This is a genomic window from Mesorhizobium captivum (genome assembly GCF_033977165.1).
Taxonomy (GTDB): Bacteria; Pseudomonadota; Alphaproteobacteria; order Rhizobiales; family Rhizobiaceae; genus Mesorhizobium; species Mesorhizobium captivum.
Genome location: NZ_JAVIJB010000058.1, coordinates 15641 through 35119, shown reverse-complemented (window position 1 = coordinate 35119; position 19479 = coordinate 15641). Strand labels below are relative to the sequence as shown.

Sequence of the window (19479 nt, the reverse complement as noted above, 5' to 3'; positions counted from 1 at the left end):
CTTCTTCACACTTGACCACACCACGAAGCAAATGTGTGCGCACGCTAGCCCACAAGGGGAGAAGGGAGAGTGGGCGCTTCACCCCCCAAAACTGCCCAGCGCGCTTGGCTGCATGTAGTTGCGCCCGACATAAAGCAGCGCCGCCTCGTCGCTGCCGTGGCGGATGTCGACGACGCGGCCGAACATCACATTGTGCGTGCCGACCTTGTTCACAGCGCCGATCTCGCAGTCGAAGCTGACGATGGCATCTAACAGCGCCGGCATGCCGGAGGGCATGGTCTGCCAGCGCGCGGCTTGATAGCGCTCGGCCATGTCACGGATCGCGCCGGCGAACTTTCCCGCCAGATGCATGTGCGACTGGGTGAGCACATTGACGCAGAAGCGCCGGTTCGCGAGGAACATGCCGGTCTGCGCCGAGCGCTCGTTCATGCAGACCAGCAGCGTCGGCGGGTCGTCGGAGACGCTGCACATGGCGGTGGCGGTGAAGCCGCCGCGTCCCGCCGGACCGTCGGTGGTGACGATGTTGACCGGCGCGCAGACCCGCGCCATCGCCTCGCGGAATTCCAGCCTCGCGACTTGCGCTGTCATGGCCGCTTCCATGGCCGGCCTCCGTCAGTTGGCCTGGGCGGCAAGCGGCGGCAGCCAGGTGTCGCCGGTCCAGCCCTTTTCGTCATAGTCGGCCATGCATTGGTCGACCAGTTCCTCCATCTGCTTCAGCCGACCGCCGCGCTCGGCGCCCTTCAGCACCTGCAGCCGCACCTCTTCCGGCGCGCCGGCATAGTTGAGCTCGTAGAGCGCGTGGCGGCCGCCGAACTCGGTGCCGGTCGCGTCCCACAGCAGCTTCATGATCTTGATGCGCTCGACATGGCCCATGTCGTTCGATCCACGAACATATTGCGCGAGATATCGGTCGATCTCCGGATTGTCGAAGTCGCGCGCCGAGGAGGGAAGATAGATGAGACCTGAGGCGATCACCCGGCGCACAGTGTCGATGACGCGCGGATAGGCTTCCGACATGAAGGTGCGATAGGCGAGCGCGGCTTCGAGATTCGGCAGCACCGCGCCGTTGGCCCACGGAATGGGATTGTGCGCCATCGCGTTGGAAAAGCTCCAGAACATGTGGCGCAGCGCGATCACCTCGCCTAGCGCGGCCTGGTTGCCGCGGAAGGCATCGCCGCCGGTGGCTCTGAGCGCCTTGGCGAGCAGCCCGGCGAGGAAGTCGAGCTTGACGGCAAAGCGCGTGCAGCCCTGAAAACAGTAGCCGTGCATAAAGCCCGACGCCGGATGGAAGGACAGGATCTTCTGTGCATCGCGAAGCACCAGCACGTCCTCCCAGGGGATGAAGACGTTGTCGAGCACCAGGATCGCGTCGTTCTCGTCGAAGCGTGACGACAGCGGATAGTCGAAGGGATGGCCGATGCTGTTGGCCGTCTGCTCGTAGGAGACGCGGCAGAACATCTTTATGCCCGGCGCGTTCATCGGCACGATGAACATCACCGACAGCGACGGATCCTCCGTCACCGTCGCCGAGCTCTGCGCCAGGAAATTATAGTGGGTGAGTGCCGATGATGTCGCCACCACCTTGGCGCCGGACACCCAGATGCCGGCGTCGTTCTCCTTGGTGATGTGCACGAACACGTCCTTCACCTGCTCGGCCGGCTTGTGGCGGTCGATCGGTGGGTTGACGATCGCGTGGTTCATGAACAGGACCGCTTCCTGCGCTCTGCTGTGCCAGGCGTGCGCATTGTCCTTGAACGGCCCGTACCATTCGGCATTGGCGCCGAGCGTGTTCATCAGCGCCGCCTTGTAGTCGGCGGTGCGGCCCATCCAGCCATAGGTCATGCGCGCCCAATGCGCGATCGCGCCCTGCTGCGCGGCAAGCTCGGCGGGGGAATGGGCGACGCGGAAATATTTGTGAGTGTAGCCGCCGGAGCCGGTGTCGGTCGGCGAGGTGAGCACCGGCTGCTGGTTTGGATCGTGCAGCGCATCGTAGAGGCGCGCCAGCGAGCGCACCGAATTGCGCATGGCAGGATGGCTGGTGACGTCGGCCACCCGTTCGCCGTTGATATAGACCTCGCGCCCGTCGCGCAGGCTCGCCAGATATTCGGTGCCCGTGAATGGCCGCGATTTGTCGGCCCGGAAATCTTCCGATCGCATCTCGATCCTCCCTTAACGCGTTAACGATAGCGCTGGTCATGACAAAGGTTTATGGACGAAAGCATAAAAGCGTTTGGACTTTTTTCGGGTGGTTCATGAGCCAGACCGGCATTCCGGAATTCTTCGTCTATGGCGAGCCGGCGCGGGCGCTCGACGTCGGTTTCCTGCATGTCGAGACCGTCCAGGCACGCGCTTCCGTGCATCGGGGCCGCGTTCTGGCGCACAAGCACCCGCAAATGGCGCAGATAACTTTCTGGACAGGCGGCAGCGGCGTCTACCGGATCGAGGACGGGACCTGGAGTTTTTCGGCACCAACGGTGAGTTTCATGCCGAGTGGCGTGGTGCATGGTTTCGACATCGAGCCCGGCACTGACGCCGTCGTCGTGTCGGTCGCGGATGCGGCGCTTGCCACGATCGCCGAACATTCCGCGCTGCCGCTCGAGCAGCCGGTCTTCGTTACCGGGCGGGGCGACGCGGTCCTTTGGGAAAGACTGGGAGAAACACTCAGGATGATCCAGGCCGAATATGCCGAGGCTCAAGCCGGCGCGGAAAAGATCCTGCCGCCGCTGATCGCGGTGGCATTGTCGCACATCGCCCGCCTCGACGCACAATCGCATGCGGTCACCGTGCCGGCCGCGGTGGCGCTGGGTGGTCGGCTGCGCCGGCTGATCGACCGCCACTTTCGCGACGACTGGCCGGTCGAGCGCTATGTCGAGGAGCTCGGCACCACCAGGCATCTGCTCGACAAGGCTTCGCATCAGGTGCTGGGCTCGGGCGTGCGGCAGGCGATCGGCGAACGGCGGCTGGTCGAGGCGAAGCGCCTGCTGCTCTTCACCATACGCACGGTCGAGGACATCGCCTACGAGACCGGCTTCAACGACCCGGCCTATTTTTCGCGGTTCTTCCGACAAGCGGTTGGGCTGTCGCCGGCGGCATGGCGGAAAGAGCGAATAGTGAGTAGCGAATAGCGAGTAGCGAGTAGGGGAAAAGCTCGGTCCCTATTCGCTACTCGCTATTCCCTATTCGCTAGGCTGCCGCAGCAGCCGCCAACCCCGCATCCAACCCCTCAGCGATCTTCGCTACATCCGCCGCCGAAATCACCAGCGGCGGCGACAGGATGATGTTGTTGCCGGAGACGCGCAGCATGACGCCGGCCTCGTAAGCGCCATCCGCGACGGCGGCCATCGTCTTCTTGTCGGCCGGCTTCTTGGCGGCGCGGTCGGAGACCAGCTCGAGCGCCGCCATCAAACCCTGGTAGCGGACATCGCCGACCAGCGCGTGCTTCGTCTTCAATGCTTCGAGCGCCTTGCCAAGCTCGACGCCGCGCGCCGCGGCGTTCTCGTTGACGGCAAGCCGCTTCGTCTCGTCGAGCGCCGCCAGGCCGGCCGCGCAACCCACGGGGTGGCCCGAATAAGTGTAGCCGTGACCGATCGAGCCGAAGCTGGTCTTATCCGCCTCGAAGACGTCGGCGACCTTGGCGCCGATCAGGGTCGCGCCGAGCGGGAAATACCCTGACGTGATCGCCTTGGCGACGGTCATGAAATCGGGCTTCACGCCCGATAGCCGCGAGCCGGCCCAGGCGCCGGTGCGGCCGAAGCCGGTCACCACCTCGTCGGCGATCAGGAGGATGTCGTGGCGGTCGCAGATCGCCCGCACCATCGGCATGAAGCTTTCGTGCGGAACGATGACGCCGCCGGCGCCGAGCACCGGCTCCATGATGAAGGCGGCGATGGTATCGGCGCCCTGGAAGGCGATCTCATCCTCGATCGCCCGCGCGCAGAGTTTTGCTAGCTTCGCCGGATCGGTCTCTTCGAACGGGTTGCGGTAGGTCCAAGGCGCCGGCGTGTGGAAAACACCAGGCAAAAGCGGCTCGTAGTTGCGGCGGAAATTGGCGTTGCCGTTGACAGAAGCGCCGCCGAAATGCGTGCCGTGATAGCCCTTCTTCAGCGCCAGGAATTTGGTGCGGTCGCCCTCGCCGCGGATCTTCCAATACTGCCGGGCGAGCCGGAGCGCCGTCTCGACCGAGTCCGAGCCGCCCGAGGTGAAGAAGGCGCGCACCATGTCTTCCGGCGCGAACCATTCGGTGAGCTCGAAGGCAAGCTCGATCGACGGTCCGGTCGATGTGCCGCGAAAGCCGGAATAATAGGGCAGGGCGTCGAGCTGCGCGGCCATCGCCTGCTTGATCGGATCGCAGCTGTAGCCGAGGTTGACGTTCCACAAGCCGCCGACCGCGTCGAGCACGGTGCGGCCTTCGGCGTCGGTCACCGACACGCCGTCGCCCTTCATGATGATTTTTGGCGGCGTCGCCCGCATTTCGGCTGGATGCGCCATCGGATGCCAGATCGGTTTGGCGTTGTTCTCGGTGAGGAAGTTGATGTCACGCATCGGGAGGACTCCGGGTTTCCGATTGTAAGAGCGTCAGGCCGAAAGGACCGAGCGCCTCGGCATAACTTCGCGCCGGCTGGGCGACGTCGAAATGAACTGTGAGCATACCGGCGGCAACCGCGCCGTCGACATTGCGCTTTTGGTCGTCGACGAAGACGCAGGCTTTGAGAGGAAGTTGTAGCGCCTCTCCGACCATCGCATAGGCGCGAGGGTCTGGCTTGAGGACCTTCGTGTATGTCGCGTCGATGATCGTCTCGAACAGCGAGAGCAGCGGCAGTCGCTCGCGGAAGGACTTGCCGTAGAACAGGTCGAGCTCGTTGGAGAGGATGGCGAGCCGCACACCTGCTTCATGCGCTGCGCGGATCGCCCGCTCGGCCTCAGGCCGAATCACGGCCTGCGGTTCGGCGCCGCGCGCCCGCTGCACGAAGGTCGACATGTCCTGCCAGTCCTCGCCGACCAGCCGGCCGACCGCGCGCGTGCGCGTCTTCCAATAGTCGCGCTCGCTGATCTCGTCGGCTTGCATCGACCGCCACGGCGGATCGGAGGTTGGGTCGAACGGCCCGCGCCAGTTGAGCGTGCCGGGCTTGAGCCCCAGCGCGCGCTCGGTCAGCGCATGCGTCTCGAACAGTGTGCGTGTCACGACGCCGCCGAAATCGAGCACCAGCGCTTGTGGCTTCGCCTCGCTCATGCCGCTTGCCTGCCGGCCGGAACGATGCCTTCGGCGATCCAGCGGTCGAAGATCTCCAGCGCCTTGGCGCTGAAGGCGGCGTCGTTGATGTGGCCGGCGATTTCATGCAGTTCCGCATTGGCGGGCACGCTCATGCGCATTTCGGCGACAAATGCCGAAAGCGCCTCCGGTTCGTACAGCGGCTCGCCTTCCTTGTCCCATTGCTGGATGCCGCCGGCAGGCAGGATGAAGGCGGTCGGGCCAGTCGCGCTGGCGAGCTTCTCGCCGATGGCGCGCGCGATTTCCTGGCGCGTCGCGCCGTCCGACGTGACGGAGGCAAGCAGCCGGTTGTGCGCATGATAGGGCCGCTCGGTGAAGCGCGACGGAACCGCCTGCCAGGTCGGAAAATCCACCATGTCGATGGCGCCGGGCGCGACGATCTGCGGGATGCCCTGCCGCCCGGCATTCTCCAGCCGGTCGGTGCCGGAATTCACCACCGAGCCGGTGAGCTGGTTGGCAAGCTCCTGCAGGCTGAAATCGAGCACTGCGACGAAACCCTTCTGCGCGGCAATCGCTTCCAGCGCCCTTCCGCCCATGCCGGTGGTGTGGAAGACGATCACCTCATAGCCGCGCTTTTCAAGTTCCGGCTTCAGCGTCACCATGTATTGCAGGCAGCTTTTTCCCAGCGAGCTCATGCCGATCTTCGGCCACGATAAATCGGGTTTGACGACAGCCTGCGCCGCGCCTACGACCGCGCCGCAAGCCTGCGACAGCACCGCCTTGCAGGCGCTGTTCAGGCCATAGAGGCCACCGGCCCACAGGATCATCATCAGGTCGGTGGCGATGCGCTCGGGCGGCAACAGATGCGAATAGGCGATTGTCGAGACGACGAATTTCGGCACGCCGAGCGGCAGCGCAAGCGCGACATCGAGCGCGAGGTCGGTGCCCATCGAGCCGCCGAGCGCGATGACGCCGTCGATCTCGCCCTTGTCATGAAGCGAGCGGGCAAGCCGCGACGCGCCGAGTGCCATCAGCGTCATTGCCGAGTTCTCGTCGCCGCTGGCGATGATCGCCTCGATCGTCGTCTCGGCGGCGCGGGCCACGGCATGCCGGTCATGCTCCGGCCTATAGGGCGGATCGCCCAGCACGCTGACGTCCATCATCACGGCAACGCCGCCGACCGCCTCGATGCGCTCGCGCATGAACAGCAGCTCGTCGGCCTTGGTGTCGCCAGTGCCGATAACCAGGATTCGGCGTGTCTCCTCCACAATCGGTCTCCGTGCAGTGGGTTGTTGTTAGGCGCGTTTGCGGCCCGGCAGGCCCTGTCGTCCGAAAAGTCGCTCACCGATCTCATGCGCCGCCGCCGCCACGCTGGCGCCGTGCCGCTCGATGTCGCCCTTGTGGATACGCACCTGCGGTGCCGCGACCGCGATTGTCCCGATGGCGAACCCGTCGGCGCCGAGTATGGGGGCAGCGACGCTGAGCACGCCTTCCTCATAGCCCTGGGAGCCGGTCGAATGACCCCGAGCGCGGGCAGCCGCAATATGCTCGGCGAGTGTCTCCACGTCGCCGATCGTAAAGGGCGTGAATGCGGGCAGCGGCCCGGTGAGAATGCCTTCGCGCACGCGCTCTTCCGTGAAGGCGAGGAAGGCGATGCCCGACGCCGTCGCATGCAGCGGCAGCATGTCGCCGCGCTGCACGCTGACACGGTTGGCCTTAGCCGATTCGATGACTTGAACGGTGATCAGGCCGCGCTTCGAATATTCCGAGAGATGCACGGTCTCGCCGGTCTCCGCCGCCAATTGCTCGACCACCGGCGCCGCCATGCGCAGGAACGGGAACTGCGCCTCGCGCATCAGCGCCAGCCGCGCGATGCCGGCGCCCAGCCGGTAAAGACGCGTGGTTTGGTCCTGTTCCACCAGCCCATGCGCAATAAGCGAAACCAGCAGGCGGCGCGTCGTCGCCTTGTCAAAGCCTGCGCCCTTGGCAAGGTCGGCAAGCGCCGTCTCGGGCGCGCCGCTGCCCAGCATTTCCAGCAGCGAAATGGCTTTGGCCACCGTGCTCATCCTCGTCTCCGCTCCTCCTTCAGATACTTAACGTGCGAATTAACTTGACAGCAAGTCGATTCCTTTGCAAGTCTAATATCGAAATGCCGTTGCAAATAATGAAATGATCATCGGGCCCGCCAGAAGGCCTTCGGCATCTCAGGGACACTTGGTTTCCGCAGCGCGGAATGGAGGGAAAAATGACCACAATTGAAGCCGGCGAAGTGAACCGGCTGAGGAAGAACAGCCTCGGCGTCGGCGCCATCACTTTCATGGTGATCTCGGCTGCCGCCCCGCTCACGGCTGTGGCCGGCGGCACGCCGCTCGGCATGCTCATGGGCAATGGCGTCGGCTTTGCCGGCACCTATCTCATTGTGACGCTGTTGCTGCTGTTGTTCGCGGTGGGCTATGTCGCCATGTCGCGCCACATCGGCAATGCCGGCGCCTTCTATGCCTACGCCGCGCGCGGCGTAGGCGGTCTCGCTGGCGGCGCTACCGCGCTGATCGCCATCCTGTCCTACAATGCCATGCAGATCGGTGTCATGGGCCTGCTCGGCGCCGCTACCGCCGGCCTGTTTGCCGGCTGGGGCGTCACGCTGCCTTGGTGGGTGTGGAGCTTCATCGCCATCGCCATCGTCGCCGTGCTCGGCTACCGCCAGGTCGACCTGTCGGCCAAGATCCTGACGGTGCTGGTGCTGGCCGAATATGTCGTCGTGCTGATCCTCGACCTGACGATCCTCAAGACCGGCGGCGACAGCGGACTGTCCGCGGCGCCGTTCAGCTGGAGCCAGATCACCAGCGGCGCGCCGGCGATCGCCATCCTGTTCTGCTTTGCCGCGTTCATAGGTTTTGAGGCAACGACGATTTATGCCGAAGAGGCACGCGACCCCAAGGTCACCATTCCGAGGGCGACCTATTTCTCCGTCGTCCTGATCGGCGTCTTCTACATGGTCACCGCATGGCTGATAGCGGTCGGCGCCGGCGTCGACAAGCTGCTGCCGGATTTGCAGGGACTTCAGGACCCGACCACCTTCCTGTTCGGCCTGTCCGACCGCTATGCCGGAACGCTGCTCACCCACGCCATGAGCATCCTCTTCGTCTCCAGCCTGTTCGCCGGCGTGCTGGCCTTCCACAACGCGGTCGCCCGCTACATCTATGTCGCCGGCCGCGAGAAGCTCTTGCCGCAGACGATCGGCGTCACGCATTCGGCGCATCAAAGCCCGCATGTCGCATCGGTCATCCAGACCGTGCTTGCGGCACTAGTCGTCGGGCTCTTCGCCGTGCTCGGCCTCGACCCTGTGCTGGCGCTGTTCTCGTGGCTGACCAACGTCGCCACGCTCGGCGTCATCGTCATGATGGCGGTGGCCTCGCTCGCCGTCGTGATGTACTTCCGCGCCAATCCGTCCGCCCAGGAGAACGCGCTGAAGACCACCATCCTGCCGGGGCTCACCTTCATCGCCTTCGTCATCATCATCTACCTGATCGTCATCAATTTCGGCAGCCTGTCGGGCGCCGCCGGCTTCCTCGGCGTGTTCCTGCCGGCGCTGGTGCTGATCGCGGCCGTGGTCGGCCTGCTGCTCGCGAGCGCTTTGAGAAGCCGGGATCCGGCTGCTTTCGAGAGGCTCGGCCAGCCGCTGAGCGATTGAAGGCGGAAGGGGCGGCGCTCGCGCCGCCCCTCGACACGCAATGGGAGCGCGGCGTGAGCTTTGCCGAGAACATCACTGTCGAGGCGCTGGAGGCCGATCCTTATCCGATCTACGCGGAGCTGCGGCGCAGCGCTCCGGTCGCCTTCGTACCTGCGGTCAACCTGTGGTTCGTCACTCGCTGGAAGGACGTCGAGAGCGTCGCGAAATCGCCCGACGTTTTTTCCGCGGTCGTCGGCACCTCGCCTGTCGAGCGCTCCTTCGGCAAGCCGACCATCCTCACCACCGACGGCGAGATCCACAAGCAGCTGCGCCTGGGCGTCGATCCGAAATACCGGCCGCGCACGGTCGCGGCCTATTCAGGCGAGCTCGTGCGGTCGATCGCCGAACCCTATCTCGACAGGATCGCCGATCAGGGCTCGGCCGAGCTGATGGCCGATTATTTCGAGCCGGTGTCGACCCTGAGCCTGGCGCGCTCGCTCGGGCTTGCCGATGTCGACGTGCCGACCTTGCGGCGCTGGTTCTATGGCCTCGCCCAGGGCGCCATCAATTTCGAGAACGATCCGAAGCGGCAGGAAGTCGCCGACGCAATCAGCGCCGAGGTCGGAGCCGCCGTCCGGCCGACGCTGGAGCGGCTCACCCGCCAGCCCGACGACTCGGCGCTCTCGCACATGCTGTATGACGGCATGCCGGAGGGCACGACCCGGCCGATCGATTTCCTGATGCCGACAATCAAGGTCATCCTGCTCGGCGGCATGCAGGAGCCCGGCCACGGCGCCGGCTCGATTCTTGTCGGCCTGCTCACCCATCCCGAACAGCTGCGCCGGGTGCTCAGCGATCTGGAGACCTTCGTGCCGAAGGCGGTCGACGAGGGCCTGCGCTGGGTGGCGCCGATCGGCACGCAGACGCGCCAGACGACACGGCCTGTCGAACTCGGCGGCGTCACCATCCCCGCCGGCGCGCCGGTCGCCGCACTCGTCTCCTCGGCCAGCCGTGACGAGAGCCGCTTCAGCGATCCCGACCGGTTCGATATAAGCCGCGACGAGGGCAACCACGCCGCCTTCGGCTTCGGCCATCATTTCTGCTCGGGCCGTTTCTTCGCGCGCGAGCAGATGTGTCTTGCGGTACGCTTGCTGCTGGAGCGTTTTCCGGATCTGCGGCTGGTTCCAGGTAAGGAGCCGGTCTTCCGCGGCTGGGAGTTCCGCGCGCCGGCGACACTTCATGTAGCCTTTGGAGCCAATTGACGATGATCAGCCAGGACACCATCGACACGCTGCGCAAGGCCGACGTCGGCGCGCGGCACCTGTTCATCGATGGAACCCAGGTGGACGCGTGGAGCGGCGCCAGCCTGCCGGTGATCTCGCCGATCGACGGCCGCCCCTTCGCCAGCATCGCCGATGGTGGCGCCGCCGATGTCGACCGGGCGGTCACGTCTGCGCGCAAGGCGTTCGCGAAAGGCTCCTGGTCGCGCGCGGCGCCCGCCTTCCGCAAGAAGGTGCTGACGAAATTCGCTGAGCTGGTCGAGAAGCATGCTCTGGAGCTCGCCGTGCTCGGCGTGCGCGACAACGGCACCGAGATCAACATGGCCTACAAGGCCGAGCCGCTCTCGGCCGCCGGCACCATCCGCTACTACGCCGAAGCGATCGACAAGGTCTATGGCGAGATCGCGCCTACTCCCGAGAACGTGCTCGGCCTGATCCACAAGGAGCCGCTCGGCGTCGTCGGCGTCATAGTGCCATGGAATTTCCCGCTGATGATCGGCGCCTGGAAGATCGCGCCGGCACTTGCTGCCGGCAACGCGATCGTCGTCAAGCCGCCGGAGATCGCCTCGCTGACGCTGCTGCGGCTGGCCGAGCTTGCCGCCGAGGCTGGTTTGCCGGAAGGCGTGTTCAACGTCGTCACCGGCCGCGGCTCGGTCGCCGGCGAGGCGCTCGGCCTGCACATGGATGTCGACGCCATCGCCTTCACCGGCTCCGGACCGGTCGGCCGCCGCCTGCTCGAATACTCCGCGCGATCCAATTTGAAACGCGTCTTCCTCGAGCTCGGCGGCAAGTCGCCCAACATCGTCTTCGCCGATGTGCCGGACCTGAAGCAGGCGGCGGTGGTGTCGGCTAACGGTATCTTCCGCAATTCCGGACAGGTGTGCGTTGCAGGCTCGCGGCTGCTGGTCCAGGCTTCGATCTATGACCGCTTCATGGACGAGCTTCTCAAGGCGACCACGAAGCTGAAGGTGGGTGATCCGCTCGATCTCATAAGTGACATCGGCGCGGTGTCGAGCGCCGAGCAGCTGGCCAAAAATCTGGGCTTCGTTTCGAAGGCCATGGAGGAGGGCGCTCGGCTCGTCACCGGCGGCGAGCGCATCCTGACCGAGACCGGCGGCAGCTACATGGCGCCGACCATCTTCGAGAACGTGACCGAGAACATGCAGCTTGCCCGCGAGGAAGTGTTCGGCCCGGTGCTCGGCGTCATGCGCTTCGACACCGAGGAGGAGGCGGTGCGTCTCGCCAACGCCACCGTCTACGGCCTCGCCTCCGCCGTGTGGACCTCGAACCTGTCCACCGCGCATCGCATGGTCCGCGCCATCAATGCCGGCGTCGTCCACGTCAACACCTATGGCGGCGCCGACATCACTGTGCCGCTCGGCGGCGTCAAGCAGTCCGGCTTCGGCCGCGACAAGTCCCTTCACGCGATCGAGAAATACACCGACCTCAAGACGGCGTGGATCAATCTCGGCTGACGCTTCGCGGCGGGTCGGCCTGATGCCGCTACGACATCATTCTCGGCAATCCCGCCGCCAGCGCGTCGACGGCCAGCCGCACCTTCAGCGGCAGATGCGGCGTCTGCAGCCAGAGTGCGTGGCAGTCGTAGAGATAGTCCGACTGGTCGGGCAGCAGCCGGATGAGCCTGCCTGCTTCGATGCGCTGGCGCACCAGCCAGTATGGAAGCCAGGCCAGGCCCATGCCCTCGGTCGCCGCATCGGCGATGGCGTCGAGGTCGTCGAACCGAAGCCGGCCGGCCGGCGCGATCTCCGTTACGGAGCCGTCGTCGCGCGGGAACAGCCATGGCTGCAGCGCCTGGCCGAGCCGCCGGTAGATGATCGCCTGATGGCCGGCGATATCGTCGAGCCGAAGCGGCTGGCCGAACCTCTCAATGTATGGCGGCGAAGCGCAGACGATCATGCGCTGGCGCGCGACGCGCCGCGCGATGATGCCGGCCCTGTCATCCAGCGTTCCGGTGCGGATCGCCAGGTCAAGACCGTCCTCGACAAGATCGGCGAAGCGGTCGCTGAGCGACAGGTCGAGCTCCAGTGTGGGATAGTACCGGGCAAGCGCGAGCAGGATCGGCGTGACGCAGTGGCGGCCGAAATGCGCCGGCATCGTCACGCGCAGTTTCCCGCGCGGCTCGGACAATTGGTCGGCCGCCAGCGCATCGGCGGCTTGCGCCTCCGCCAGCACGATCCGGCAGCGCTCGTAATAGGCGCGCCCGAAATCGGTCAGGCTCTGCCGGCGCGTCGTGCGGTTGATGAGGCGCGCGCCAAGCCGCTCCTCGAGGAAGCGGACATGCTTGCCGACCATCGGGCCCGACAGGTCGAGCGCTGTCGCGGCGGCCGCGAACGAGCCGAGGTCGACGGCCTTGACGAACACTTCCATGCTTTCGAGGCGATCCATATTCAAAACCAATCGTTTCGACTGTTCTGCCTGCCGCGCGATTTATCGCTTCCCGATGCCTCTGCATAGTCCATTCCATCAACAGGATTTGGAGTTGCATGGATGGCAAGGGTTGTTCGCTTTCACGCTCACGGTAGGCCGGAAGTGCTGCGCATCGAGGATGTCGAGGTTCCGCCGCCGGGCCTCGGCGAGGTGCGTATCCGCGTCAAGGCGCTGGGCTTGAACCGCGCCGAGGCCTCGATGCGCAGGGGCGCCTATATCGAGACGCCTTCGCTGCCGTCAGGCCTTGGACTCGAGGCCGCGGGCAGCGTCGAGGCGGTCGGCGACGGCGTCGATGGTTTTGCGCCGGGCGATGCGGTCAGCGTCATCCCGCCGCGCTCGATGGCGCGCTGGCCGGCCTATGGCGAGCTCGTCACCTTTCCGGCCGAGCTCGTGGTCAAGCATCCGCCGTCGCTTGGTTTTGAAGCCGCCGCGGCGACATGGATGCAATATCTCACCGCCTATGGCGCGCTGGTCGATGTCGCCCGTCTCGGCCGTGGCGAGCCTGTCGTCATCACCGCAGCGTCGAGCAGCGTCGGGCTGGCCGCGATCCAGATCGCCAATAGCATCGGGGCCATACCGATCGCCGTCACCCGGACAGCGGCCAAGAAAGAAGCGCTGCTCGATGCCGGAGCCGCTCATGTCGCGGCCTCGCGGGAGGAGGATATCGAAGCGCGGCTGAAGGCAATCGCGCCGCAGGGCGTGCGCGTTGTGCTCGATGCGGTCGGCGGTCCTATCTTCACGCCGCTGGCGGCGGCGATGGCGCGCGGCGGCATCCTCATCGAATATGGCGGCCTGAGTCCCGAGCCGACGCCGTTCCCGCTGTTCGAGGTGTTGGCGAAGACGCTGACGCTGCGCGGCTATCTGGTGCACGAAATCACCGGCGATCCGGAGCGGCTGGAAGCGGCCAAACGCTTCATCCTCGACGGCCTCGCGTCGGGCGCGCTGAAGCCCGTGATCGCCAAAACTTTTCCGTTCGACGAAATCGTCGAGGCGCACAGCTTCCTCGAATCGGGCGAGCAGTTCGGTAAGATCGTCGTGACGGTTTGAGGCCCCAAAGAAGCGAGGCGGGTTGTCGGGAACCGCGTCGGTTGTTCGTCCTCTGGCTGCAAAGCGCAATCAAGAGGAGCCTGCCAATGACCCCCACCATCACCGCCTTTGAACGATCGCCCGATCGCGGCCAGGGACAGGCGCGCGACATGCGCGTTCGCTGGGCGCTCGAAGAAGTGGGTCAGCCTTACGATGTCCGCCTCGTTTCGTTTGAAGAGATGAAGCAACCTGCTCATCTTGCGCTTCAGCCTTTCGGGCAGATACCCACCTATGAGGAGGGCGGCCTCGTTTTGTTCGAGACGGGCGCGATCGTGTTGCATATCGCAGAGCATCACGCCGGTTTGCTGCCCGACGATGCGAATGCCCGGGGACGCGCGATCAGCTGGATGTTCTGCGCGCTGAACACCGTGGAGCCGCCGATCCTCGATCTGCAGATCGCAAAGTTCGCGGAGCGCAACGAGAGCTGGCACGAGCGGCGCCTGCCCATGGTCCACGATCGCATCCGCGGCAGGCTCGGCGAACTTTCCGTTCGCCTCGGCGACGCCGACTGGCTCGATGGCGACTTCAGTGCCGGGGATATTCTGATGGTGACGGTGTTGCGCAGGTTGAACATGTCAGGCCTGCTGGACGAATTCCCGAACCTCGCCGCCTACGTCGCCCGCGGCGAAGCGCGGCCTGCGTTCAAGCGCGCTTTCGATGCGCAGTTGGCGGTTGCGATAGCGGCGGCGGCTGGATGACGAGGCACAGGATGGAGCGCTCCAGCGTCATGCCTTCTCGGCTGAGATGATCATGCCTCGCCGGTCAGCCGCGCCGAGATCAGCCGCGCCGCTTTGATTGCGGCTTCGCCCTGGCTGGCGGCGATCGCGTCGTCGACGCGCGAGACGGGGGAGGCCACCGACAGGGTGCCGATCGGCTGGCCGTCGGCGCCGAGGATCGCGGCGCCGACGCTGTGCACGCCTTCCTCATAGCCCTGCGCGCTGCGCGAATAGCCGCTGGCGGCGGCGAATGCGATGGCTTTGGCCAGCGTGTCAGGCCCGGTCATCGTATGCGCGGTGAAGGCCTGCAAAGGCCTTTCGAGATAGGCGCTGACCACTTCCAGCCGCGAAGCGGCGAGGAAGGCGATGCCCGAGGCCGTGCCGTGCAGCGGCAGCACCTGGCCGACATCGACATTGACGCGGTTGGCCTTGGCCGACAGTTCGACATGCACGGTGAGCAGCGCGCCGGCGCTGAATTCCGACAGGTGCACGGTCTCGCCGGTCTCCAATGACAGTTCTCGCACCACCGGCGCCGCGACCCGCACGAGCGGAAAATGCGCGTCGCGGATGCGGGCAAGCCGCGACAGGCCGGCGCCCAGCCGGTAGCGACGACTCCGCGGCTCCTGCTCGATCAGCCGGTGGGCGGCAAGCGCCATCAGGAGGCGCCGGGCGGTGGCCTTGTCGAGGCCGGCGCGGCGGGCGAGATCGGACAGCCCGATCTCCGACTCCCGCAGCGTGAACAGTTCCAGCAGCGACACCGCCTTGCCCACCGTGCTCATGCGTATTCTCCGAAATACTTCGCATGTGAATTAACTTGACAGGCGCCGTTCCTGCCTCCAGTGTGTCTATAGCATACAAAACGGTGGTTCAAATAGTGAACCGGATTGGGAACATACGTGCCCCAAATTTTGCGCGCCAGGGAGAGTTCAGCGCCGTGATGGCCGCCAACGATTTGCAGCAATCAACGATCGAACACCTGCTCGACCGCGAGCAGGCACGATTCCTCGATACGCATCCGCGCTCGAAGGCTGCCTGGGAAGAGGGCAAGAAGCGCTTCCTCTATGGCGGGCCGTCGCATTGGATGCGGCGCTGGGCCGGCGGCTTCCCGGTCTATGCCGCTTCGGCCAGAGGCGCCCATATCCGTGACATCGACGGCCACGACTATGTCGACTTCGCGCTCGGCGACACGGGCGGCATGTGCGGCCACGCGCCGGAGGCGGCGACCCGCGCGGCGCTGCACCAATTGCAGAACGGCACGACCATGATGCTGCCCACCGAGGACAGCCTCTGGGTCGGCGAAGAGCTTACGCGCCGCTTCGGCCTGCCTTACTGGACGCTGACCACCTCTGCCACCGACGCCAACCGTGGCGCCATCCGCATCGCGCGCATGATCACCGGCCGCGACAAGGTGCTGGTCTTCTCCGGCTGCTACCATGGCGGCGTCGAGGAGGCGCATGTCGAGATCCGCGACGGCCGCGTCGGCATGCGCAACATGATCCATCCGAACGGTGTCGACCATTCCGCCGTCTCCAGGGTGGTTGAGTTCAACGACGCGGCGGCGCTCGAGGAAGCGCTGTCGCATGGCGACGTCGCCTGCGTGCTTACCGAGCCGCTGATGACCAATTTCGGCATGATCCCGGTCGCCGACGGTTTTCACGCCGCGCTGCGCGAGATCACCCGCCGCACCGGCGCGGTGCTCGTCATCGACGAGACGCACACCATCTCCAGCGGTCCCGGCGGCTATACCGCGCTGCACGGGCTGGAGCCGGACATTCTCGTTGCCGGCAAGGCGATCGCGGGCGGCATTCCGGCCGGCATCTTTGGCGTCTCGCGGGAAATTGCCGAACGGCTGTGGAACATCGTGCCGATGGTCAATCCGCGCGTGCGCCAGTCGGCGCATCTCGGCATCGGCGGCACGCTCGCCGGCAACGCGCTCACCATTGCCACCATGCGCGCGGTGCTGGAAGAGGTGCTGACACCGCCCAATTTCGAACGCATGATTGAGAACGCCTCACGGCTTGCCGAAGCGGCGCGCGGCATCATCAGCGAGAACAAATTGCCCTGGCATGTGACGCAGGTCGGCGCCCGCGCCGAGCTCATGTTCATGTCGAACCCGCCGCGCAACGGCGCCGACGTCATCGCCGGGCGTCGAGGCGATCTCGAGACCTTGCTGCACGCCTTCTACATGAACGAAGGCATCCTGGTGACGCCGTTCCACACCATGTTCCTGATGTGCCCGGCGACGTCGGCGGCCGATGTCGATAGCCACACGGAAGTCTTTTCCCGCTTCGTCGATCTGGTCCGCGGCGCGGGCGTCGCCTGAAGCGATGGCGAATCCGTTCGATCTCAAGGGCAGGGTGGCGCTGGTGACCGGCGGCGGGCGCGGCATCGGTGCTGCCATCGTGACGCGCTTCGCCGAAGCGGGCGCTTCACTCGTTATCGCCAATCGCACGCTCAATGTCGCCGAGACGCTGGCGACCGGCCTGTCGGCACGGGGTTTGTCCGCCCGCGCCGTTGCGCTTGCCGGGCTCGACCGCGCGGCGCTGCATGAACTAGTCGGCGACATCGTGCGCGAAGGCGGGCGGCTCGACATCGTCGTCCACAATGCCGGCGGCTGCCCCTGGGCCCCGGTCGAGGAGCTCGACGAGGACAAGCTCGAAGAAGCGCTGGCGGTTAACCTCAAAGCCTGCTTCTGGCTTGCGCAGGCCGCTGCCCCGGCGATGCGCGCCAATGGCTTCGGCCGCATCCTTGTCACTTCATCCGTGTCGGCGCGTGTCGCCATGGCCGGCGGCGCGCACTATTCGGCGGCCAAGGCCGGCGTCAACGCCTTCATTCGCGGTGCGGCTTTCGAATTCGCCCGCGACGGCATCACCGTCAACGGCGTCGAGCCGGGCTTCATCGCCAAGCCCGGCCGCGGCACGATGAGCAAGCCGGAGGTGGCGGGCCGGCTTGGGCGATTCATCCCGGCCGGCCGGCTCGGCGAGGCCGACGATATCGCCTACGCCATGCTCTATCTCGCTTCGAGCCAAGCGAAATACACCACAGGCCAGACCATCGTCGTCGATGGCGGCTCGACCTTGCCGGAGACCGGCTATGCCGTCGAACGGCATTGGGGGCTGGCATGAGCCGGCGCTTCGAAGGCCGCACGGCCCTGGTCACCGGTGCCGCCACCGGCATGGGCCGCGCCACCGCCGAGCTGTTCGGCCGGGAGGGCGCCAAGGTCATCGCCTTCGGCCATGGCGGGGAGGTGCTGGAGGAAGCGGCGAAGGCAATCGGCGGCATCGCCGTGCGCGGCGACATCACCAATGCCGGCGATATCGCCCGCGCCATCGATGCCTGCGGCGAACGCCTCGACATTGTCGTCAACGCCGCCGGCGTGATGATCCTCGACGAGCCAGAGACGCTGAGCGACGAAACCTGGGCGAAGAGTTTCGCCGTCAACGTCACCGGCTCGATGATGGTCTGCCGGGCGGCGCTGCCGCTGCTCAAGGAGCGCGGCGGCGCGATCGTCAACATTGCCTCGGTCGGCGCCTTCAACGGAAGCGGCCAGAACGCCGCCTATTCGGCGAGCAAGGCCGCACTCGTTTCCTACACACGCTCGCTGGCTTATGCGCATGGCCCCGATGGCATTCGCGCCAACGCCGTGGCGCCCGGTTGGGTGCGCACGCCGATGAGCGTCTACGAGATGAAAGTGGCCGCAAGCGCCAATGGCTCGACGCCCGAAGAGGAGTTTACCGCGCTGACCAACCGCATCGCGCTGCGCCGCGTCGCCGAGCCGCAAGAGATCGCGTCCTGCTGCCTGTTCCTTGCGTCCGACGAAGCGTCTTTCGTCACGGGCGCGGTGCTGGTCGCCGACGGCGGCGGCCGCGCACCGACGCAGAACAGGGCGGTGTGACGGACCCTTTAGGGTGCGGCTCGACGCATCTTTCGCTGCGGGCAGCCAACCGCTTGCAAAAAATTTAAAACGTTTGCAATTCGGCAAAAGCCGATTACAAACGTTTCAATGTCGCGTTCGGGAGGAACGATTGCCGGCCCGTGTCACCACGTTGAAGGAGCTTGCCGCCAGCCTCGGCCTGTCGATCACGACAGTCTCGCGCGCGCTTGCCGGCCATCGGCAGATCGCCCTGAAGACGCGCGAGCGTGTCGTCCAGGCGGCGCGCCAGGCCGGGTATGTGCCCAATACCGCGGCGCGCACGCTGGTTTCCGGCCGTAGCGGCTTCGTCGGCCTGGTGCTGCCGATCCGCGGGCCCAACCTGGTCGATTCCTTTCTCGGTGAGTTCGTGACCGGGCTCGGTGAGGGGTTGGTGGCGCATGGCTCGGACCTCATCCTCGCCACCGCTGCGCAGGACCAGGCCGAGCTTGCCGTGCTGCGCCATGTCGTCGAATCGGGGCGCGCCGACGGCGTCGTCGTCACCCGCATCGCCGAGGTCGACGAGCGTCTTGCCTATCTGCGCCGGCGCGGTTTTCCGTTCGTCGCCCATGGCCGACTGCTGGACAACGATTTTGACTACAACTGGCTCGACACCGACGGCGCCCATGCCTTCGGCGAAGCCTTCGACATGCTCTACGATCTCGGCCATCGCCATTTCGGCCTGGTGACGATTTCCGAGCCGATGACCTTTCGGCATCTCAGGCAGGACGGTCTCGCCGCCGCGATCGCCCGTCGCGGCGATCCGTCGGTGCGGCTCGATGTGGCGACCGCCCCACGCTTCGATCGCGGCGCCCGCATCCAGGCTGTCAACCGGATGCTGCAGAGGCCAGACCGGCCGACGGCCATCGTCGCTCTGTTCGACGAGCTGGCGCTGACGGTGATGGAAGAGGCGGCCCGCGCCGGCCTTACCGTCCCGCGCGACCTCTCCGTCATCGGCTTCGACAACGTCGTCGCTTCGGCCTATGCGCCGCCCGGCCTCACCACATTCGATGCCTCGATCCGCCAGTGCGCGCGCGAGATCGCCGACATGCTGCTCACCGTTATCGCCGAGAAATCGGCCGCGCCGCTGACCCGGCTGATCCGGCCGACGCTGGTTCCAAGGGCAAGCCATGGACCAGCGCCGCTGACAAGAAGCTGAC

At 65.8% G+C, this 19479-nt stretch carries 18 protein-coding genes; 10 read left to right on the top strand and 8 right to left on the bottom strand.

Going from position 1 to position 19479, the window contains the following annotated elements:
• Positions 1 to 78 precede the first annotated feature (78 nt).
• Both RFM40_RS30690 and RFM40_RS30685 read right to left on the bottom strand, forming a co-directional pair.
• Positions 79 to 588 (bottom strand): flavin reductase, encoded by a 510-nt coding sequence (locus tag RFM40_RS30690; RefSeq protein ID WP_320224307.1) that lies wholly within the window; start codon positions 586 to 588, stop codon positions 79 to 81.
• 24 nt (positions 589 to 612) lie between these two features.
• Positions 613 to 2157 carry a 4-hydroxyphenylacetate 3-hydroxylase N-terminal domain-containing protein gene (locus RFM40_RS30685; RefSeq protein ID WP_320278846.1) on the bottom strand — a complete coding sequence of 515 codons (1545 nt, stop codon included), beginning with the start codon at positions 2155 to 2157 and terminating at the stop codon, positions 613 to 615.
• 95 nt (positions 2158 to 2252) lie between these two features.
• Between RFM40_RS30685 and RFM40_RS30680 the strand changes: the two genes are divergently transcribed.
• Complete coding sequence (locus tag RFM40_RS30680) at positions 2253 to 3125, top strand: helix-turn-helix domain-containing protein (protein WP_320224305.1); 873 nt, start codon at positions 2253 to 2255, stop codon at positions 3123 to 3125.
• 58 nt (positions 3126 to 3183) lie between these two features.
• On the opposite strand, the gene RFM40_RS30675 is transcribed toward RFM40_RS30680, so the two are convergent.
• The 4 genes from RFM40_RS30675 to RFM40_RS30660 are packed head-to-tail and all read right to left on the bottom strand — an operon-like array spanning position 3184 to position 7275.
• Positions 3184 to 4542, bottom strand: a complete 1359-nt coding sequence (locus RFM40_RS30675; RefSeq protein ID WP_320274153.1) for an aminotransferase class III-fold pyridoxal phosphate-dependent enzyme — start codon at positions 4540 to 4542, stop codon at positions 3184 to 3186.
• On the bottom strand, positions 4535 to 5230 hold the full coding sequence (locus RFM40_RS30670) for an HAD-IA family hydrolase (protein WP_320278845.1): 696 nt from the start codon (positions 5228 to 5230) through the stop codon (positions 4535 to 4537). The genes RFM40_RS30675 and RFM40_RS30670 overlap by 8 nt, the downstream gene beginning before the upstream one ends.
• The gene (locus tag RFM40_RS30665) at positions 5227 to 6477 is read right to left on the bottom strand and encodes a Tm-1-like ATP-binding domain-containing protein (protein ID WP_320224302.1); all 1251 of its coding nucleotides are present in this window, start codon (positions 6475 to 6477) and stop codon (positions 5227 to 5229) included. Before RFM40_RS30665 ends, RFM40_RS30670 begins: the two co-directional genes overlap by 4 nt.
• A 27-nt stretch (positions 6478 to 6504) precedes the next feature.
• Positions 6505 to 7275, bottom strand: a complete 771-nt coding sequence (locus RFM40_RS30660) for an IclR family transcriptional regulator (protein ID WP_320224301.1) — start codon at positions 7273 to 7275, stop codon at positions 6505 to 6507.
• 167 nt (positions 7276 to 7442) lie between these two features.
• On the opposite strand from RFM40_RS30660, the gene RFM40_RS30655 reads away from it, so the two are divergent.
• The 3 genes from RFM40_RS30655 to RFM40_RS30645 are packed head-to-tail and all read left to right on the top strand — an operon-like array spanning position 7443 to position 11634.
• Entirely contained in the window at positions 7443 to 8900 is a 1458-nt protein-coding gene (locus RFM40_RS30655) for an APC family permease (protein WP_320278844.1), read from the top strand.
• 53 nt (positions 8901 to 8953) lie between these two features.
• Positions 8954 to 10141, top strand: coding sequence for a cytochrome P450 (locus tag RFM40_RS30650; protein ID WP_320274155.1), 1188 nt, complete (start codon positions 8954 to 8956; stop codon positions 10139 to 10141).
• 2 nt (positions 10142 to 10143) lie between these two features.
• Entirely contained in the window at positions 10144 to 11634 is a 1491-nt protein-coding gene (locus tag RFM40_RS30645) for an aldehyde dehydrogenase (protein ID WP_320274156.1), read from the top strand.
• 28 nt (positions 11635 to 11662) lie between these two features.
• Here RFM40_RS30645 and RFM40_RS30640 read toward each other — a convergent pair whose 3' ends face one another.
• A complete protein-coding gene (locus RFM40_RS30640) occupies positions 11663 to 12565 on the bottom strand; it encodes a LysR family transcriptional regulator (protein WP_320224297.1) in 903 nt (300 codons plus the stop codon).
• Positions 12566 to 12667: 102 nt separating this feature from the next.
• On the opposite strand from RFM40_RS30640, the gene RFM40_RS30635 reads away from it, so the two are divergent.
• Both RFM40_RS30635 and RFM40_RS30630 read left to right on the top strand, forming a co-directional pair.
• Positions 12668 to 13654, top strand: a complete 987-nt coding sequence (locus tag RFM40_RS30635) for a zinc-dependent alcohol dehydrogenase family protein (protein WP_320278843.1) — start codon at positions 12668 to 12670, stop codon at positions 13652 to 13654.
• 86 nt (positions 13655 to 13740) lie between these two features.
• Positions 13741 to 14391: a glutathione S-transferase family protein gene (locus RFM40_RS30630; protein ID WP_320224295.1), complete on the top strand. Its 651-nt coding sequence runs from the start codon at positions 13741 to 13743 to the stop codon at positions 14389 to 14391.
• 50 nt (positions 14392 to 14441) lie between these two features.
• Here the strand turns inward: RFM40_RS30630 and RFM40_RS30625 are convergent, their stop codons facing one another.
• Positions 14442 to 15188 carry an IclR family transcriptional regulator gene (locus tag RFM40_RS30625; RefSeq protein ID WP_320224294.1) on the bottom strand — a complete coding sequence of 249 codons (747 nt, stop codon included), beginning with the start codon at positions 15186 to 15188 and terminating at the stop codon, positions 14442 to 14444.
• 158 nt (positions 15189 to 15346) lie between these two features.
• Between RFM40_RS30625 and RFM40_RS30620 the strand changes: the two genes are divergently transcribed.
• The 4 genes from RFM40_RS30620 to RFM40_RS30605 all read left to right on the top strand — a co-directional run bounded on the left by RFM40_RS30620 (position 15347) and on the right by RFM40_RS30605 (position 19478).
• Entirely contained in the window at positions 15347 to 16732 is a 1386-nt protein-coding gene (locus RFM40_RS30620) for a transaminase (protein ID WP_320224293.1), read from the top strand.
• Between the two features lie 4 nt (positions 16733 to 16736).
• Entirely contained in the window at positions 16737 to 17534 is a 798-nt protein-coding gene (locus tag RFM40_RS30615; protein WP_320278842.1) for an SDR family oxidoreductase, read from the top strand.
• Positions 17531 to 18304 (top strand): SDR family NAD(P)-dependent oxidoreductase, encoded by a 774-nt coding sequence (locus tag RFM40_RS30610; protein ID WP_320278841.1) that lies wholly within the window; start codon positions 17531 to 17533, stop codon positions 18302 to 18304. The genes RFM40_RS30615 and RFM40_RS30610 overlap by 4 nt, the downstream gene beginning before the upstream one ends.
• Before the next feature lie 130 nt (positions 18305 to 18434).
• Positions 18435 to 19478, top strand: a complete 1044-nt coding sequence (locus RFM40_RS30605) for a substrate-binding domain-containing protein (RefSeq protein ID WP_320224290.1) — start codon at positions 18435 to 18437, stop codon at positions 19476 to 19478.
• The last annotated feature ends 1 nt before the right edge of the window (position 19479 follow it).

Coding starts and splice junctions, on each gene's coding strand:
- RFM40_RS30690 (WP_320224307.1), bottom strand. CDS start 588: ATGACAGCGCAAGTCGCGAGGCTGGAATTCCGCGAGGCGATGGCGCGG.
- RFM40_RS30685 (WP_320278846.1), bottom strand. CDS start 2,157: ATGCGATCGGAAGATTTCCGGGCCGACAAATCGCGGCCATTCACGGGC.
- RFM40_RS30680 (WP_320224305.1), top strand. CDS start 2,253: ATGAGCCAGACCGGCATTCCGGAATTCTTCGTCTATGGCGAGCCGGCG.
- RFM40_RS30675 (WP_320274153.1), bottom strand. CDS start 4,542: ATGCGTGACATCAACTTCCTCACCGAGAACAACGCCAAACCGATCTGG.
- RFM40_RS30670 (WP_320278845.1), bottom strand. CDS start 5,230: ATGAGCGAGGCGAAGCCACAAGCGCTGGTGCTCGATTTCGGCGGCGTC.
- RFM40_RS30660 (WP_320224301.1), bottom strand. CDS start 7,275: ATGAGCACGGTGGCCAAAGCCATTTCGCTGCTGGAAATGCTGGGCAGC.
- RFM40_RS30655 (WP_320278844.1), top strand. CDS start 7,443: ATGGAGGGAAAAATGACCACAATTGAAGCCGGCGAAGTGAACCGGCTG.
- RFM40_RS30645 (WP_320274156.1), top strand. CDS start 10,144: ATGATCAGCCAGGACACCATCGACACGCTGCGCAAGGCCGACGTCGGC.
- RFM40_RS30640 (WP_320224297.1), bottom strand. CDS start 12,565: ATGGATCGCCTCGAAAGCATGGAAGTGTTCGTCAAGGCCGTCGACCTC.
- RFM40_RS30635 (WP_320278843.1), top strand. CDS start 12,668: ATGGCAAGGGTTGTTCGCTTTCACGCTCACGGTAGGCCGGAAGTGCTG.
- RFM40_RS30630 (WP_320224295.1), top strand. CDS start 13,741: ATGACCCCCACCATCACCGCCTTTGAACGATCGCCCGATCGCGGCCAG.
- RFM40_RS30625 (WP_320224294.1), bottom strand. CDS start 15,188: ATGAGCACGGTGGGCAAGGCGGTGTCGCTGCTGGAACTGTTCACGCTG.
- RFM40_RS30620 (WP_320224293.1), top strand. CDS start 15,347: ATGGCCGCCAACGATTTGCAGCAATCAACGATCGAACACCTGCTCGAC.
- RFM40_RS30615 (WP_320278842.1), top strand. CDS start 16,737: ATGGCGAATCCGTTCGATCTCAAGGGCAGGGTGGCGCTGGTGACCGGC.
- RFM40_RS30610 (WP_320278841.1), top strand. CDS start 17,531: ATGAGCCGGCGCTTCGAAGGCCGCACGGCCCTGGTCACCGGTGCCGCC.